This window comes from Nonomuraea monospora (genome assembly GCF_039531895.1).
In the GTDB taxonomy this organism is placed as follows: domain Bacteria; phylum Actinomycetota; class Actinomycetes; order Streptosporangiales; family Streptosporangiaceae; genus Nonomuraea; species Nonomuraea monospora.
Genome location: NZ_BAAAQX010000037.1, coordinates 88,314 through 104,767 on the forward strand (window position 1 = coordinate 88,314; position 16,454 = coordinate 104,767).

The window sequence follows — 16,454 nt, forward strand, 5'->3', positions numbered from 1 at the left end:
TCAGATCTTTCCTAGGGGTTCTGCGGAAACGGGCGGCGTCCGGGAGGGCCGCGGTGACTGGCCCGTCTCGTCGAGGAACTCTGGTGGCGGCGGCTGGTACGGCGGCTCGGCATCGGCCGGCAGCGGCCCGGGCCCCGATTCGCGGGCCTCGAACTCCTGTCTGACCGCCGCCAGCGTCTCCGGCTGCTCGACCAGCGTGACGGCGGCCGAGGCCAGGTAGCGGGCGGCGGCCAGCAGCCCGGCGTGCGCGATCGACGTGCCGGTCGCGGCCGTGGCCGCCCACGAGTGCAGCGGCACCCCGAGCGGCACCACGGCCGCGACCAGGCTGAGGTGCGGAGCCGTCCAGCTCACCTCGGACGTGTCGCTGGACGGACCGCCGAGGTCCGGCTCGGCGGGCGGGCGCAGCGGCAGGACCTCGGTCGCCAGGCCGGCGGGCGGCCGGCCGATCGCGGCCTGCAGCCGCAGCGCGAACGCGTGGTCGGCGTCGGTGAACGCGGGCGGCCCCAGCTCGCTCATCGTGTGGTGCAGCAGCCGCGCGCCCGCCCGGTTGCCGAGCCCCTGCCTGATGGCGGTGACCAGGCGGTGCTCCAGCCGGGTCCCGCTGGCGGCAGCGGCGGCGTGGGCGCAGTTCACGACCTTGTCGTAGAGGGTCCTGGCGGCGTCGTGGGTGGCCTCGCGGACGTAGACCCACACCGTCCGCAGGTCGGGCGTGACGTTGGGGGCGCCGCCGCCGCCGATCGTGTAGCTGACGCGGCCGGAGGGTGAGACGTTGCCGGCCCGCAGGCGTTCGATCATGTCGGCCAGCAGCAGCGCGCCGTCCTGGGCGCTGCGGGTGCCCAGTGGGTTCGAGCCGTGGCCGGGGGAGCCGAGGAAGGAGAACGTGGCCGAGTACAGGGCGCTGGTGACGCCCCAGCCGGTGCCGGTGACGGGGGAGGGGTGCCAGTCGAGGAAGGCGTCCAGGCCGTCGTACGCGCCGTCGCGCACCGCGTACGCCTTGCCGACCAGCTGTTCCTCGCCGGTGGATGCGAACACCTTGATCGTGGCCCGGTTCCCGAGAGCCCTGGCGGCGGCGATGGCCGCGCCGGCCGACGCCGCCGCCAGGGTGTTGTGGCCGCATCCGTGGCCGGGGCCGTAGGCGGGCGCGTACTCGTCGCCCTCGAACGTGACCGGCTCGTGCCGGGCCACGCCGGCCCGCTGGGACAGGGCGGGCAGGGCGTCGTACTCGACGTTGAAGCCCAGCACGGGCCCGCGGTCACCGTGGGTGGCGACGAACGCGGCGGGCAGGCCGGCCGTGCCCCACGCGATCGTGAAGCCGTGCGCGCGCAGGAGCCCGGCGGTGGCCAGCGCGGAGCGCCATTCGCGCAGCGACGGCTCGGCGTAGGCCCAGATCCGGTCCGCGAGCCCGGTCAGCGCGGCGGCGTTCTCGCCGATCCAGCCGGTGGCCGTCATGGCGTCGCTCCCGCGTGGGTGTCCACGCCCAGGTCGGCGAGCAGGCGGCGGCGCAGTTCGACGAAGTCGCGGTCCGTGCGGTCGCGCGGCCGGTCCAGCCCGACCCGCACGTCGGTGACGAACGTGCCGTCGCGCAGCACCGCGATCCTGTCGGCGAGCAGGATCGCCTCCTCGACGTCGTGCGTGACCAGCACCACGGCGGGCCGGTGCCGGGCGCACAGCTCGGCGATCAGGTCCTGCATGTGCAGCCGCGTCAGGGCGTCGAGCGCGGCGAACGGCTCGTCGAGCAACAGCAGCCCGGGCTCGCGCACCAGGGCCCTGGCCAGCGCCACCCGCTGCGCCTCGCCGCCGGACAGCGTCGCGGGCCAGGCGTCGGCGTGACCGCTCAGGCCCACCTCGGCCAGCGCCGCCAGGCCCTTGGCGCGGGCCGATCGGCCCTGGCCGATGATCACGTTCGCGAGGGCGCGCTTGGACGGGATGAGCCGCGGCTCCTGGAAGACGACCGTGCGCACCGGCGGCACGAGCACGGTGCCGCCGCTGGCGGCGTCCAGCCCGGCCAGGATGCGCAGCAGCGTCGTCTTGCCGGTGCCGCTCGCGCCGAGCAGCGCCAGGAACTCCCCGCGCCGTACGTCCAGGTCCACCCCGTCGAGGACGGCCCGCTCGCCGAAGACCTTGCGCAGCCCTCTCGTCCGCACCGCGAGGCTCATCGGATCGTCACCGCCCTGCGCCAGGGCATCGTGACGCGTTCGGCCAGCCGCAGCGTCAGGTCGGCGAGCAGCCCGATCACCGCGTACAGCAGCACGCACAGCGCGAGGATGTCGGTGCGCAGGTAGTCGGTGGCCCTGGCCATGAGGTAGCCCAGCCCGGCCGTCACGTTGATCTCCTCGGCGGCGATGAGCGCGATCACGCTGAGCGTCGTGGACAGCCGCAGCCCGGCGAAGATCGACGGCAGCGCGCCGGGCAGCACCACCTCGCGGGCGATCGCCAGGCGGCCGAGCCCGAAGGAGCGGGCGGCCTCGACGACCTTCCTGTCCACGTTGCGCACGCCGCTGGAGACGTTGATGTACATGGGGAATGTGCAGGCCACGCCGATCAGCAGGATCTTCGAGGCCTCCTCGATGCCGAACCAGACGATGAACAGCGAGGTCAGCGCCAGGAACGGGATGGCGCGCAGCGCCTGCATCGAGGAGTCGACGAGCTCCTCGCCGAGCCGGGTGAAGCCGGAGACGACGCCGAGTGCCAGGCCTGTGGAGGCGCCGAGCACCAGGCCGAGGCCGGCCCGGGTGATCGACACGCGCAGCGCCTCGGGGAGCTGGCCGTCGGCCCACAGCTCGCCGAAGGTCGCCAGGACGTCCTGGGGGCCGGCGAGCACGTCCTCGGTGAGCGCGCCGGAGGCGGTCGCGGCGTACCAGGCGGTCAGCAGCAGCACGGGCCCGATCGCCCGCAACGCGAACGTCAGCGCGGGCGCGCGGCCCGCGGCGCGTGGCGGGTTCGGGGCGACGAGCCCTTCGACGCCGGGCTCCGCGCGGGTGGTGGTCACGCTCACGACTTCGCGTCCCCGAGCGTGGTGACGTCCACGACGTGCTGGGAGACGTCGAGCGGCGCCGTGAGCACCTTCTGCTCCAGGAAGAACGTCGCCACGTCCTGATATTTCGTGATCTCGGATGCGGTGACCGCCTGGGCGGGCTTGCCCTTCTTCTGGATGTCCACCACCAGGTCCTTCTGCGCGCCCTGCACGGCCTGCGGGCCCGCCTGGGTGAAGACGTTCAGGTACGCCGCCGGGTCGGCGATCTCCTTGGCGCTGCCCTCCTTGATGAACTCGAACAGCGCCTTGACCACCTCGGGATGCTCCTGCAGCAGCTTGTTCGCGGCCACGTAGATGACGTAGTTGTCGGACTTGATCGCCTCGCCGTCGGCCAGGATCCGGGCGTCCAGCTCGGTCACGGCGGGGATGAGGAAGGTGGAGAACGTGGACCAGGCGTCCACCTCCCCCGAGCCGAAGACCGGCGCGGTCTGCGGCGGCTGCAGGTAGACCCGCTTGACCTTCTCCACCGGCACGTCGAACGTCTGCAGCGCCTTGAGCAGCAGGTACTCGCTGGTGCCGCCGTGCCCGACGGCCACACTGCGCCCGGCCAGATCGGCCACGGACTTGATCGGCGACCCGTTCTTCACCACGATGCCCTCGCCGGCCAGGTCGGGCGGAACGGTGGCGAAGATCTTGAAGCTGGGCTTGACGGCCAGCGCGGTGACGCCGGAGGTGATCGAGCCGGTGGCGATGTCGAGTGAGCCCGCGTTGATGGCCTGGGCGGCCGGGGCGAACACGGAGAAGTCGCCGGTCCACTTGACCTTGGCGCCGACCTTGGCCAGCGCGGCGTCGAGGCTGCCGTCCTTCTTCGCCACGGCCAGGAACCCGCTGTTGCCGGGGTCGGAGATCCGGACGACGACCTGCTCCCCGCCGCCCGCGGCGGCGTCCGTGCCGCCGCCGCAGGCCGCTGCCAGGAGAACGAGGGGGACGGCGAGCAGCAGCTTACGCATGGGGGACTCCTTGCAGAGGTGTGTGATCGGCCCAGGCCGCCACGTCCACGGGCGCGGCGAGGAAGCCGTGGCCGCGCAGGAAGTGCTCCTGCTCGGCCAGCAGGCCGAGGCGTTCCTGGGAGAGGTCGAGGTGCAGCGAGGCGCCGGGCACGTAGGCGGTGGCCACGCCGGTGGCGCCCGCGCCGGTCTCGGCGCCGAGGATCCGCGCGACCTCGGCCGGATGCCCGGCGGCCCAGTCGGCGGCGCGCAGCAGCACGCCGAGGAAGCGGGTGACGACGTCGGGGTGCTCGTCCAGCAGCCGCTGGTGCACGGTGATCGGGCGCGGGGTGCCGTTGTTGACCCTGGCCCGGCGGTCGGGCACGGCGTCCAGGTCGATCCCGACCTCCGCGCCGTGGCGCAGGGCGGCCTCGACGGCGAGCGCTCCTTTGACGTAGACGGCGTCCACCCGGCCGGCGGCCAGCGCGGCCAGCTCGGCCTCCCACTGGCCGCCGCCGGGCTCGGCCTCGACGTCGACCAGGTCGGCGTCGCCGAGCCCGAGCCCGGCGAGCGACAGCGCGCCGTGGAAGCCGCGCAGGGCCATCGCCCGCCAGAAGTCGATCGCGATCCGGTGCCGTGGCACGGCCAGGCGCAGGCCCTTGAGCTGCTGGGGGCTCTCCAGGGCGGTGCCGCCACGGACGAGCACGGCCTGCCGCTCCTCGATCCAGGTGAGCCCGACGAGCCGGGTGGCCTCGCCGCGCGAGCGCGCCCACAGCGCGGGCACGTTGCCGCCCTCGCGGAACAGGCCGGTCAGCGCGTGGGTGTAGTGCGTCTCGCGGGGCACGCCCGGCGCGTCGTCCTGGAGGGACCTGACCTCGATCCCGTCGGCGGCGAACTCCCCGGCGAGCCAGCCCTGGTCGGCCGCGATGCCCGTCGCGGTCGGGACGGGACAGCGGGTGAACCAGATGGTGTCGAGTGCGGCAGCGGTCATGCCACCGAGTTTGCTGGTAAATTGGTAGGAAATGCAAAGAATATCCCGCGATGCGGGAAGCTTTCTGAGCCGGACCCCCTCTGACCTGGTCTCGGCTCTCCCTACTCGGAAACCGGAGATTCCCGCATGGCAGCAGAAGGCGGCGTCCAGGCCGTGCGGCGGGCGATCGGCATGCTCGACTGCTTCGGCGGCGGTGACGCCACGCTCAGCCTGTCCGACCTGTCACGCCGGATGGGGCTGCCCACCTCCACCGCCCACCGGCTGGCCAAGACCCTGACCGGCGCCGGCTTCCTGGAGCAGGAGACCCGCACGGGCCGCTACCGGCTCGGGCCGTCGATCACCGAGCTGGGCCAGCTCTCCTTCCACCGGCGCGGCCTGCACCGGATCACCCCCGAGCTGACCGAGCTGGCCCGCGTCACCTCCGCCACCGTGGACCTCGCGGTGCGCCACGACAGGTACGCGGTCATCCTGAGCGGCGGCTCGCTCAACCCCGACAGCGGCGCCGGCCTGCGCCGGCCGCTGCACTCCACGGCGCTCGGCAAGGTCCTGCTGGCCTGGGACCCGGAGGGCAGGGCCGACCTGGAGGCGCTCGGGCCGCTACGGGCGCTGACCGGGCGCACCATCGTCTCCCACGGCGAGCTGCGGGCCGAGCTGGAGCGCGTCCGCGAGGCCGGGTACGCGCTCAACGACGGCGAGTCGTCCGACGGGATCCGCACCGTCGCCGTCCCGGTGCTCGACCGGCTGGACCACGCGCGGTACGCGCTCGCGGTGCGGTCCACGCCGGTGGTGATGAGCGAAGGGCGGATCGGCTGGTTCGTCGCGCACGCGCGGGCCTGCGCCCGCGCGCTGGAGGTATTGCTGCTCCCGCCAGCCGAACGCCGCCCACGCCCGTCGGACTGAACTCCTCCCCCTTTCCCCTGGCGTGGTCAGTCGGCGTGCAGGGCGGTTCTCAGGTCGGCGAGGGGGTCGGGCTTGGCGTAGCCCGGCGTCTGGACGCGTACCGACACCAGCCGTCCGTTCCACGCGGCCGGAACGCGATACCGGTCCGACACGGCCAGCCCCGAGTCGTGCCCCAGCCGCAGCCCGGCCCCGCCGTGCTGGAGGGCGACGGGCAGGAGGCCGTCGAAGGCCAGCGACCCCACCACGGTCGCGCCGTGCAGCAGGTGGAAGGCCGACCCGTCGGGCCCGGTGACGTGGGCGATCCCCAGGGACTGGCGGCCGGGCGGGACGGGCCGGTCCCCGATCACCTCCAGGATCTCCCCGGCACGCGAGAAGGTGAAGACCAGCCGCCCCTCCGCGACGTACAGCGCCAGCCCGCCGTGCAGGTCCCCGAGCGCGAACAGCACCCCGCCGGGCGCGTCCGCCGCCTCCACCTCGGCGGTGAAGCGGAAGCCGCCGAACAGGATCGGCAGCGACTCGTCGCAGATCGGCGAGGCGCCGGGCCGGTAGGTGCGGTCGTCGCCGGGCGGCCAGGCGGGGCCGATGAGGGCGCCGATGCGGTCCACGAGGTTGTCGTAGAGCGGCAGGACGTGGTTGCGCTCCGCCTCCTCGTCCCACAGCCGCCGCAGCTCGGCCACCACCTCAGGATGGCCGGCCGACACGTCGGTGGCCTCGGAGAAGTCGGCGGACAGGTCGAACAGCGCCCAGTGGTCGGCGTCGAAGTCGCGGCTGCCGGACAGCAGCTCCTGCTCGTCGAGGATGCCGGTGGAGACGTGGTCGGTGGTGGTCTTCCAGCGCCCGTGGATGAGCGAGCGGGAGCCCAGCATCTCGAAGTACTGGGTGTCGCGCGGCGCGGGCGCCCCGGCGTCGTCGAACCCGGCGCGGAAGCTGGCGCCGTCGATCCGCTGCTGCTCGATCCCGTCCACGACGTCCGGCGCCTGGATGCCGATCGCGTCCAGCAGCGTCGGGAACAGGTCGTTGACGTGCAGGACGGGGTCGCGGACCGCGCCGCGCGCGCGGATCCCGGCGGGCCAGTGCACGATCAGCGGCGTACGGGTGCCGCCGAGCCACGTGTAGCGCTTCCACAGGCGGAACGGGGTGTTGCCGGCCCACGCCCAGCCCCAGGCGTAGTGGTTGTAGGTGGCGGGGCCGCCCCAGTCGTCGTAGTGGGCGAGGTTGTCCGGCAGGGACTCGGGGATGGCGGAGGAGAAGCGGTGCTCGTTGACGCTGCCGTGCACGCCGCCCTCGGCGCTGGCCCCGTTGTCGGAGAACAGCACGACGATCGTGTCGTCGAGCTGCCCGGTCTCCTCCAGGTGGTCGAGCAGGCGGCCGATCTGGGCGTCGGTGTGGGTCAGGAAACCGGCGAAGACCTCCTGCTGGCGGGCGTACAGGCGGCGCTCGTCGGCGCTGAGGTCGTCCCAGGCCCGCACATAGTCGGGGCGGGGCGTGAGGGTGGTGCCTGGCGGGACGACGCCCGCGTCGAGCTGGCGCTGGAAGATCTCCTCGCGCCAGGCGTCCCAGCCGTGGTCGAAGCGGCCCCGGTAGGGCTCGACCCACTCGGGTGTCACGTGGTGCGGGGAGTGCATGGCGCCGAGGCCGTAGTAGAGGAAGAACGGCTTGCCCGGCGCGGCGTGGCGCTGGTCGTCCAGGTAGCGGATGGCGCGGTCGGTCAGGTCCTCCGTGAGGTGGTAGCCCTCCTCGGGGGTGGCGGGCGGCTCGACGTAGTGGTTGTCCTCGACGAGGTTGGGCGCGTAGTGGTTGGCGTCGCCCTGGAGGAAGCCGTAGTAGCGCTCGAAGCCGAGGCCGAGCGGCCAGTGGCTGAACGGGCCCGCCGCCGAGCGCTCGAAGCGCGGCGTGAGGTGCCACTTGCCCACGGCCAGGGTGGAGTAGCCCTGGTCGCGCAGGATCCGCGGCAGGGTGGCGGCCGAGCGGGGAATGCGGGCGGTGTATCCGTGGTGGTCGAGGGGGATGTCGGCGAGGAATCCCATGCCGATGGCGTGGTGGTTGCGGCCGGTGAGGAACGAGGCCCGCGACGGGGAGCACAGGGCGGTGACGTGGAAGCGGTTGTAGCGCAGGCCGCCGGCGGCCAGCCTGTCGATGTTGGGGGTGGCGATGTCGGAGCCGAAGCAGCCGAGCTGGGCGAAGCCGGTGTCGTCCAGGACGATGGCCAGGACGTTCGGGGCCCCGGCCGGCGGGCGGGCGGCGCTGCGGAAGACGGGCTCTGCGGTCATGGTGGTCACTCCGGTGGATCAGCTCGCGGCCGGTGTGGTGGCGTCGGCGCGCGGGGCGAGGAAACGGTTGAGCAGGAGGCCGAAGCCCGCTGCGACGATCATGATGGTGAGGCCGTAGATGCCGGGCGGGACGGCCACGGTGAGGTCGTCCGTCAGGCTGAGCGCGATGGTCAGGGCCAGCGCGGCGTTGTGGAAGCCGATCTCCATGCCCGCCGCGATCGACGGGCCGCGCCCGGCGCGGGTGAGCCGTCCCGCCGCGTACCCGGCGGTGAGGCTGGCCAGCGCGAACAGGACGACGGCGGGAAGGACGGTGGTGAGGTTCTCGACGAGCGGGGAGAGGTTGGCGGCGAACCCGCCCGCGATGAGCGCGGCCAGCGCGAGCCCGGACAGCACGCGGAAGACGCGCTCGGCGCGGTCCGCGAACCGGCTCCACCGCGCCCTGACGGCCATGCCGGCGGCGATCGGCGCCAGGACGGCGGCGAAGACCTGCACGATCTCGCCGCCCTGCAGGCCGATGCCCTCCTGCGCGGGCAGGAAGTGCGCCAGCGACAGGTTGGTGATCAGCGTCAGCGTGACGACCGACAGCACCGAGTTGACGGCGGTGAGCGTCAGGTTGAAGGCCACGTCGCCGCCGAAGAGCTTGGAATACACCCCGGCGAGCGGGCCGCCGGGCGAGGCGGCGACGAGCATCATGCCGACGGCCGCGGCGGGCGGCAGGCCGAGCACGCTGACGATCGCGAAACACACGAGGGGCAGGATGAGGAGCTGGCAGCCGAGCGCGGCGGCGATCGTCAGCCGGTACCGGCGGACGCGCAGGAAGTCCTCGACCGTCAGGCCGAGGCCCAGCCCGAGCATGAGGACGGCGACGACGAACAGCATGGCTCCGTTCACGCGCCGATCCCTTCGGAGACCGTGATCAACGGTGCTCTCCTTACTACGATGGAACGAATTAAGGCAAGGTGTCTTAATTCGGCAGCGATTCTATGGTCACTTGGTAGGAATAGACAAGAATGCGAGCGAAAGAGAAGATCCTCCTCGCCGCCGAGCGGCTCTTCGCCGAACGCGGCTTCGGGGTGTCCCTGCGGGAGATCGCCGTCGCGGCGGACCAGCGCAACCACTCGGCGGTCCAGTATCACTTCGGCGACAAGGCGGCGCTCATCGACGCGCTGTACTCGTACCGCATGACCCCGCTCAACCGGCGGCGCGGCGAGCTGATCGAGAGCCTGCGCGCGCACGGCCTGGAGCGGGACCTGCCCGCCCTGATCGAGGCGTACGTCGCGCCGCTGGCCGAGCACGTCCTGGCCCATCGGGGCACGAGCTGGTACGTCCGCTTCACCAGCCGGTACGTGCTGTCGGGCAGCTACCGGTCCTGGCCCTACTCCCGGGACCACCATCCCGGCGTCAACGAGCTCGTCGGCCTGATCTCCGCCTGCCTGCCCGGGCTGACGAGAGAGCGGCTCAGGGTGCTCAGCCTGCACATCGTCGTGGTGCTGGCCGATGTCGAGCAGCGGCTGGACGCGCCCGAATTCGAGGAGGCGGAGGCCGTCGCGGCCATGGCCGACCTGCGCAGGACCGCCCTGGCCATCCTCACCGCGCCCGGCGGGCGCTGACGTCCCTCATGGGACCGTGCCCGGCGGGCGCTGACGTCCTTACTCCTCCTTACTGCGCCCAGCGGCGCAGGTCGGCCACCGCCTTGGCCTGCTGCTCCGCCGGCAGCAGGGCGATCACCTCGCCGAGGAAGATGTGATGCGCGCCGGGCGCGGTGTAGACGGCCGAGTCACGGCTCCCAGCCCCCAGCCGGTACGGCTCCGCCGTCGCCGGATCGTTGCCTCCGTTGACGAACATCAGCCTGCTGCCCTGCGTGCGCACCCACCGATCCACGTCCCGCAGCACGCTCTGGTCCAGCGTCATCGGCAGCTCGCGCGGCACCCACGACCTCGGCCCGTAGCTGTCCTCGTAACGCAGCAGCGGGCGCAGGTGCGCGAACGCCGGCGTCGGCCAGCCGGTCTCCGTGCCCGCCTGGTAGAAGACCGACACGTACGGCGCGAGCGCCTGGTCGGTGAAGAACGGGAAGCCGAGCACCCGGTCGAAGCTCCGGTAGAGCACCTCGTCGGAGGCGTCGGTGGCGGGCAGGCTCGCGCACGCCGACTGCGGGTTGTACTGCCAGAAGCCCGTCTCGTAGTCCATCACCGAGTGCTCGAAGGCCCGGTCGGCGTCCCCGACCAGGTCGAACGTCCAGCCGTTCCTGGCCGCGTCGGCTCGCAGCAGCCGCAGCATGGCGGGCCGCCGCTCCAGGATCTCCCGCTGCAGGCTCCGCAGGCGCGTACGGCAGGCGGGGTCGCTGCCCGCGCTCTCCAGGAACCGGTCGTAGGCGCTGTCCTCGGCGTCGTCGAGGTTGTTCGGGGCCACGTAGGCGACCGTCCCGGCCACGTCGCCGGGGAAGTAGCGGCGGTGGATGACGGAGGCCTGCCCGCCCTTGCTGCCGCCGGTGCCGATCCAGTTGCGCTGGTAGATCCGCTTGAGCGCGACGACGATCCGGTGCTGGTCGTTGGCGCCCTGCCAGAGCGTGTCCTTGGTCCAGTCGGTCGGCACCGGCCTGGAGCCCGGGTAGTAGCGGTACTCCATCGAGAGCTGGTTGGCGTCCAGCAGCGTGGTGGGCTCTGTCTGGAACATGGTCTCCGGCACCTGGTGGCCGGTCAGGTGGAAGACCATGGGACGGTCGGGCGAGCGGTGCTGCAGCATGATCCGCTGCTCGAACCAGCCCTGGCCGGGATCCCGGTGATCGACCGGCTGGCGGTACCTGAGCCAGAACCAGCGCACCCCCGCGATGGTGGACGGCCGTTCCTCGACGCTCAGGCCGGGGACTGCTTCGAGCCGGTCGAGGACGTCCGGAGCGGTGTCGGCCCGGGCGGGGGCGACCAGCCCTGTCAGCGCCACGAGCACTGCCGCGATCGCGTACTTGATTGTCATATCGACCAACGTAGAAGCATGATTTGAGATCCCAAATGCGCTGCTGTCTCTGTTTCATACTCCAGCGTCTTCGTCGGTGGACGCGAGGCGGCGGGCCCGTGCCCTCGGAAGAGCGCGATATACGATATGCCTCGCCATTCATCCGAGGAGGATCGTGAACCTGGTCGAGCAGGGCAGCGCGTTCGCCGCCTTCTGGCAGGAGCGGCACCTGTGCACGCTGTCCACCGCGCGCCCCGGCGGCCCGCCGCACGTCGTGCCGGTGGGCGCGACGCTGGACGTGGAGACCGGCGTCGCCCGCGTGATCACCTCGGGCACCTCGGCCAAGGCCAGGCTCATCGCCGCGACCGGCGGTCTCCCCGTCGCGCTGTGCCAGGTGGACGGCCGGCGCTGGTCCACGCTGGAGGGCCGGGCCGTCGTCCGCACCTCGCCGGACGAGGTCGCCGACGCCGAGCGCCGCTACGCGGCTCGCTACAAACCGCCCCGCGCCAACCCCGCCCGGGTGGTCATCGAGATCCAGGTGACCCGCGTCCTGGGCAACGTGTGATCACCGTCGTCGGCATCGGCGCGGACGGCTGGGACGGACTGCCCCCCACCTCGCGGCGCGCGCTGGAGGCCGCCGGGGTCGTCATGGGCAGTCCCCGGCAACTGGAGCTGCTGCCCGCGTCCGTCGGCGCGGAGCGCGTGCGCTGGCCCTCGCCGCTGCTGCCCGCGCTGCCCGCGCTCCTGGAACGGCACACCGGCCGCGAGGTGTGCGTGCTGGCCAGCGGCGATCCCCTGTTCTACGGCATCGGCTCCACGCTGGTGCGGCTCCTGGGCGCGGCGGACGTCCGCGTGCTGCCGCACGTGTCGTCGCTGTCGCTCGCCTGCGCCCGCCTCGGCTGGCCGGTCGAGCAGGTGGAGACGGTCAGCCTCGTCGGCCGCCCGCCCGAGACGCTCAACGCCGCCGCGCTGCCCGGCCGCAGGCTCGTCGTCCTCGGTGCGGGACGCGAAGCCCCGTCCCAGGTCGCCGCCCTGCTCACCGCCCGCGGGTACGGCCCCAGCCCCATGACGGCGCTGTCCGACCTGGGCGCCGCCACCGAGACCGCCCGGCACGGCACCGCCGAGACCTGGGCCGGGCCCGCCGCGTCCCCGCTCAACGTGATCGCCGTCGAGTGCGTGGCGAGCCGGGACACCGAGCCGCTGGGCCTCGTGCCGGGGCTGCCCGACACCGCGTACGAGCATGACGGGCAGCTCACCAAGCGGGAGGTCCGCGCGGTCACCCTGTCGCGGCTCGCCCCGCGACCGGGCGAGCTGCTGTGGGACGTCGGCGCGGGCGCCGGCAGCATCGCCGTCGAATGGATGCGCAGCCACCCGGCGTGCGCCGCCGTGGCCGTGGAGAGTCGCCCGGACCGCGCCGCCGCCATCCGCCGCAACGCCGACCGGCTCGGCGTGCCGTCCCTGCGCGTCGTCGAGGGCAAGGCCCCGGCGGCCCTCGACGGCCTGCCCGAACCCGACGCGGTGTTCGTCGGCGGCGGCGTCACCGCCCCCGGCCTGCTCGACCACTGCTGGACGCGGCTGCGGCCCGGCGGCAGGCTCGTCGTGAACGCCGTCACCCTCGAATCCGAAGCCCTCGTCGGCCAGTGGTACGGCAGGCTCGGCGGCGACCTCGTCCGCCTCGCCGTCCAGCGGGCCTCGCCCGTGGGCGGCTTCACCGGCTGGCGTCCCGCGATGCCCGTCACCGTATGGTCCCTGACCAGGAAGGACGACCCGTGACCGTGTACTTCATCGGTGCCGGCCCCGGCGCCGCCGACCTGATCACCCTGCGCGGCCTGCGCCGCCTCCAGACGTCACCGGTGTGCCTGTACGCCGGATCGCTGGTGCCCCGCGAACTCCTCGACTCCTGCCCGCCCGGCACCAGGCTCGTCGACACCGCCGACCTCAACCTCGACGAGATCGTCGCCGAAGTCCTCACCGCCCACCGCGACGGGCTCGACGTCGCCCGCCTGCACTCCGGCGACCCGTCCGTCTTCAGCGCCGTCGCCGAACAGATGCGGCGGCTCGACGCGCTCGGCGTGCCGTACGAGGTGGTGCCGGGCGTCCCCGCCTTCGCGGCGGCCGCCGCCGCCCTGGGCCGGGAGCTCACCGTGCCCGGCGTCGGCCAGACCGTCATCCTGACCCGCACCTCCGCCCGCGCCACCCCGATGCCTCCAGGCGAGGACCTCACCACCCTGGGTGCGAGCAAGGCCACCATGGTGCTGCACCTGGCGGTGCGGCGGATCGACCAGGTGGTGGCCGAGTTGCTGCCGTCCTACGGGTCTGATTGTCCGGTGGCTGTGGTGGCGCGGGCCAGCAGGGAGGACGAGGTGGTGGTGCGGGGGACGCTGGCGGACATCGCCGGGCAGGTGCACGCGGCGGGGATCCGGCGTACTGCGGTGATCGTGGTGGGGCGGGTGCTGTCGGCCACGCAGTTCCCGGACAGCCATCTGTACAGCGTGGAGCGGGAGCGGTCGTGCGGCGGGTCCTGATCGTGGGCGGTTGCGTGGAGCGGGGTGAGACGTGGGGCGGGTCCTGATCGTGGGCGGTTGCGTGGAGCGGGGTGAGACGTGGGGCGGGTCCTGATCGTGGGCGGTTGCGTGGAGCGGGGTGAGACGTGCGGCGGGTCCTGATCGTGGGCGGTTGCGTGGAGCGGGGTGAGATGTGCGGGGGATTCTGATCCTGGGCGGCTGCGAGAAGGGGGGCGAAACGTGCGACGAGTTCTGATCCTGGGCGGCACGGCGGAGGCCCGTGCCCTGGCCGCCTCGCTCGCCTCCCGCCCGGGGCTGCACGTGGTGTCGTCGCTGGCCGGGCGGGTGAGCAACCCGCGGCTGCCGGTGGGGGAGGTGCGGGAAGGCGGGTTCGGCGGGGCCGAAGGGCTGGCCGCCTTTCTACTTGATGAGCGCATCGACGCGCTGGTGGACGCCACCCACCCCTTCGCCGAATGCATGACCGCCTCAGCCGCCGCCGCCTCGTCCGCCACCGGGGTGCCGTTGCTGGTTCTGCGGCGGCCGGGCTGGCAGGAGTCGGAGGGTGATGCTTGGCAACGGGTGAACACCCTCCACGCCGCCGCCGCCCTGCTCACCACAGACGCCTGGCGAACCCCCACCCCCACCACCCCTGCCGCTCCCGCCACGTCGGCCGCCATTGACACGACCCCCACCGCTCCCGCCGCGACGGCCGCCACTGACGCGACCTCCACCCCCGCCGCTTCCGCCCTGACCGCCGCGACCGCCACTCACGCGTCCGCTGCTCCCGCCGCGTTCACTGCTCCCGCCGCTCCCGCCGCTCCCGCCGCTCCCGCCACCATCGCCGACCTCACCGCCACCACCGCCCCCACCCGGGTCTTCCTCACGACCGGCCGCCGCAGCCTCCCCCTCTTCACCGGCATCCCCGGAGTGTGGCTCCTGGCCAGATCCGTAGACCCCCCAGAACCCCCCATCCCTCCCAACGTGCACATCCTCCTCGCCCGCGGCCCCTACACCCCCGAAGGCGAACGCACCCTCATCCAGCAACACCACCTGAACGTCCTCATCACCAAGGACAGCGGCGGCGACCTGACCTCCGCCAAACTCACCGCCGCCCGCGACCTGGCCCTCCCCGTCATCATGGTGAACCGCCCACCCCTCCCACCCGGCGTCCACCTCGTGGACACCGTGGCGGCGGCAACGTCCTGGGCCGCAGAGCCTCAGGGATAACGGCGAGGCGTGTAAACCAGCCCGCGCTCGGTGACCCGGGTCGTCGAGGACCCGACGATCAGCAGGCAGCGCATGTCCACCTGCCCCGGATCCAGCTCACCCAGCGTCGTGACGGTGACGCTCTCCTGCTCACCCCCCACATCACGCCCGACCACCACGGGGGTGGCCGCGTCCCGGTGCTCCAGCAGCAGGTCACGAGCCGCCGCGAGCTGCCACGTACGGCTGCGCGAAGCAGGGTTGTAGATCGCCACCACCATGTCGGCCGAGGCGGCGGCCGTGAGCCGGGCGGCCACCACCTCCCACGGCTTGAGCAGGTCCGACAGCGACACCACGCAGTAGTCGTGCCCCAGCGGCGCCCCGACCCGGCTCGCCACCGCCTGCGCCGCCGTCAACCCGGGCACGATCCGCACCGGCACGTCGGGGAAGTCGGCCGCCGCCTCCATGACCGCGCTGGCCATGGCGAACACCCCGGGATCCCCGGACGACACCACCGCCACACGGGCGCCGCCGCGGGCCAGCTCCAGCGCGTGCCTGGCGCGTTCGGCCTCCACCCGGTTGTCGGTACGGTGACGGTGCTGGCGCGGGTTCGGGGCCACCCGGTCCACGTACGGGCCGTAACCGACGAGGTCGGTCGCGGCGGCCAGCGCCTCCTGCGCCTCGGGCGTCAGCCACGGCCGCCCGGCCGGGCCCAGCCCCACCACGGTCACCTCGCCCGTCACCTTGCCCGGCCCTCTGCCCGCTGTTCGGCCCGCTGCCTCGCCCGCCGTGTTGCCCGCTGTGTGGCCTGCCGTGTTGCCCGCTGTGTTGCCCGCTGTGTGGCCTGCCGTGTTGCCAGCCACCTCACCAGCCACCTCGCCAGCCACCTCGCCAGCCACCTCGCCAGCCACCTTGCCCGCCGCCGGAACCCGCTGTGGCTCGGGCACGAACGTGCGCTCGGCGGGGCTGGTCAGCAGGGCCAGCGAGAAGTACGGCACGCCGTCGGCGTCCACGTCCTTGAGCGGCGCGACCCGTTCCGCGCCCATCGTGGCGCGCTCGACGTACCAGGCGTCGTCCAGCCGCCCGGCCTCGGCCAGCGCCTCGCGCACCTTCTCGAACGTCCGGCCCAGCTTCAGCACCGCCGCCGAGTCCGTCCCGCGCAGCCGGTCGGCCAGCACGTCGGCCGGCAGGGTGCCGGGCAGCACCGTCAGCACCTCGTCCCGCTCCACCAGCGGACGCCCGAGCACCGCCGACGCGGCGCTGACCGACGTCACCCCGGGCACCACCTCGGTGTCGTAACGGTGGGCGAGCCGCTTGTGCATGTGCATGTACGACCCGTAGAACAGCGGATCACCCTCCGCCAGCACCACCACGGTGCGGCCCGCGTCCAGGTGCACGGCCAGCCGCTCGGCGCAGTCGGCGTAGAAGTCGTCCAGCGCGCCCTGGTAACCGCCGGGGTGGTCGGTGGTCTCCGTGGTCAGCGGGTAGAGCAGCAGCTCCTCGACCTGGCCTTCCCGCATGTACGGCAGCGCGATCGAACGGGCGATGCTCCGGCCGTGCCTCGCGGCGTGGTACGCGATCACGTCCGCCTCGCCGATCAGCCTGGCCGCCTTCACCGTGACCAACTCGGGGTCACCGGGACCGAGGCCGACTCCGTACAGGCGTCCCTTCACCATG

General features: G+C 73.1%; 15 protein-coding genes. 6 read left to right on the forward strand and 9 right to left on the reverse strand.

Annotated features, from left to right (window positions below; all coding sequences use genetic code 11):
- Genes ABD331_RS46895 through ABD331_RS46915 form a run of 5 tightly spaced genes read right to left on the reverse strand, consistent with a single transcriptional unit; the run spans window position 1 to window position 4,951 of the window.
- The gene (locus ABD331_RS46895) at window positions 1-1,449 is read right to left on the reverse strand and encodes a zinc-binding metallopeptidase family protein (RefSeq protein WP_344490736.1); all 1,449 of its coding nucleotides are present in this window, start codon (window positions 1,447-1,449) and stop codon (window positions 1-3) included.
- Window positions 1,446-2,156, reverse strand: a complete 711-nt coding sequence (locus ABD331_RS46900) for an ABC transporter ATP-binding protein (protein ID WP_344490739.1) — start codon at window positions 2,154-2,156, stop codon at window positions 1,446-1,448. The genes ABD331_RS46895 and ABD331_RS46900 overlap by 4 nt, the downstream gene beginning before the upstream one ends.
- Entirely contained in the window at window positions 2,153-2,995 is an 843-nt protein-coding gene (locus tag ABD331_RS46905; RefSeq protein ID WP_344490742.1) for an ABC transporter permease, read from the reverse strand. Before ABD331_RS46905 ends, ABD331_RS46900 begins: the two co-directional genes overlap by 4 nt.
- Window positions 2,992-3,984, reverse strand: a complete 993-nt coding sequence (locus ABD331_RS46910) for an ABC transporter substrate-binding protein (RefSeq protein ID WP_344490745.1) — start codon at window positions 3,982-3,984, stop codon at window positions 2,992-2,994. Before ABD331_RS46910 ends, ABD331_RS46905 begins: the two co-directional genes overlap by 4 nt.
- Window positions 3,977-4,951: an ABC transporter substrate-binding protein gene (locus ABD331_RS46915; RefSeq protein ID WP_344490750.1), complete on the reverse strand. Its 975-nt coding sequence runs from the start codon at window positions 4,949-4,951 to the stop codon at window positions 3,977-3,979. The genes ABD331_RS46910 and ABD331_RS46915 overlap by 8 nt, the downstream gene beginning before the upstream one ends.
- 126 nt (window positions 4,952-5,077) lie before the next feature.
- Between ABD331_RS46915 and ABD331_RS46920 the strand changes: the two genes are divergently transcribed.
- The gene (locus ABD331_RS46920) at window positions 5,078-5,851 is read left to right on the forward strand and encodes an IclR family transcriptional regulator (protein WP_344490753.1); all 774 of its coding nucleotides are present in this window, start codon (window positions 5,078-5,080) and stop codon (window positions 5,849-5,851) included.
- Between the two features lie 26 nt (window positions 5,852-5,877).
- Here the strand turns inward: ABD331_RS46920 and ABD331_RS46925 are convergent, their stop codons facing one another.
- Both ABD331_RS46925 and ABD331_RS46930 read right to left on the reverse strand, forming a co-directional pair.
- A complete protein-coding gene (locus ABD331_RS46925; RefSeq protein WP_344490757.1) occupies window positions 5,878-8,121 on the reverse strand; it encodes a sulfatase-like hydrolase/transferase in 2,244 nt (747 codons plus the stop codon).
- A gap of 18 nt (window positions 8,122-8,139) precedes the next feature.
- On the reverse strand, window positions 8,140-9,012 hold the full coding sequence (locus tag ABD331_RS46930) for a bile acid:sodium symporter family protein (protein WP_344490760.1): 873 nt from the start codon (window positions 9,010-9,012) through the stop codon (window positions 8,140-8,142).
- A gap of 119 nt (window positions 9,013-9,131) precedes the next feature.
- Here ABD331_RS46930 and ABD331_RS46935 point away from each other — a divergent pair, with 119 nt between their 5' ends.
- Window positions 9,132-9,731 carry a TetR/AcrR family transcriptional regulator gene (locus ABD331_RS46935; protein WP_344490763.1) on the forward strand — a complete coding sequence of 200 codons (600 nt, stop codon included), beginning with the start codon at window positions 9,132-9,134 and terminating at the stop codon, window positions 9,729-9,731.
- Between the two features lie 49 nt (window positions 9,732-9,780).
- On the opposite strand, the gene ABD331_RS46940 is transcribed toward ABD331_RS46935, so the two are convergent.
- The gene (locus ABD331_RS46940) at window positions 9,781-11,091 is read right to left on the reverse strand and encodes a S28 family serine protease (RefSeq protein WP_344490766.1); all 1,311 of its coding nucleotides are present in this window, start codon (window positions 11,089-11,091) and stop codon (window positions 9,781-9,783) included.
- 154 nt (window positions 11,092-11,245) lie between these two features.
- Between ABD331_RS46940 and ABD331_RS46945 the strand changes: the two genes are divergently transcribed.
- The 4 genes from ABD331_RS46945 to ABD331_RS46960 all read left to right on the forward strand — a co-directional run bounded on the left by ABD331_RS46945 (window position 11,246) and on the right by ABD331_RS46960 (window position 14,801).
- The gene (locus ABD331_RS46945) at window positions 11,246-11,635 is read left to right on the forward strand and encodes a pyridoxamine 5'-phosphate oxidase family protein (RefSeq protein ID WP_344490769.1); all 390 of its coding nucleotides are present in this window, start codon (window positions 11,246-11,248) and stop codon (window positions 11,633-11,635) included.
- On the forward strand, window positions 11,632-12,843 hold the full coding sequence (cbiE, locus tag ABD331_RS46950; protein ID WP_344490772.1) for a precorrin-6y C5,15-methyltransferase (decarboxylating) subunit CbiE: 1,212 nt from the start codon (window positions 11,632-11,634) through the stop codon (window positions 12,841-12,843). The genes ABD331_RS46945 and cbiE overlap by 4 nt, the downstream gene beginning before the upstream one ends.
- Window positions 12,840-13,595 carry a precorrin-4 C(11)-methyltransferase gene (gene cobM / locus ABD331_RS46955; RefSeq protein ID WP_344490775.1) on the forward strand — a complete coding sequence of 252 codons (756 nt, stop codon included), beginning with the start codon at window positions 12,840-12,842 and terminating at the stop codon, window positions 13,593-13,595. Before cbiE ends, cobM begins: the two co-directional genes overlap by 4 nt.
- Before the next feature lie 219 nt (window positions 13,596-13,814).
- Complete coding sequence (locus ABD331_RS46960) at window positions 13,815-14,801, forward strand: precorrin-6A/cobalt-precorrin-6A reductase (protein WP_344490778.1); 987 nt, start codon at window positions 13,815-13,817, stop codon at window positions 14,799-14,801.
- On the opposite strand, the gene cobJ is transcribed toward ABD331_RS46960, so the two are convergent.
- A complete protein-coding gene (cobJ, locus tag ABD331_RS46965) occupies window positions 14,792-16,453 on the reverse strand; it encodes a precorrin-3B C(17)-methyltransferase (protein WP_344490781.1) in 1,662 nt (553 codons plus the stop codon). The two genes, ABD331_RS46960 and cobJ, sit on opposite strands and share 10 nt — an antisense overlap.
- Window position 16,454: the final 1 nt, after the last annotated feature.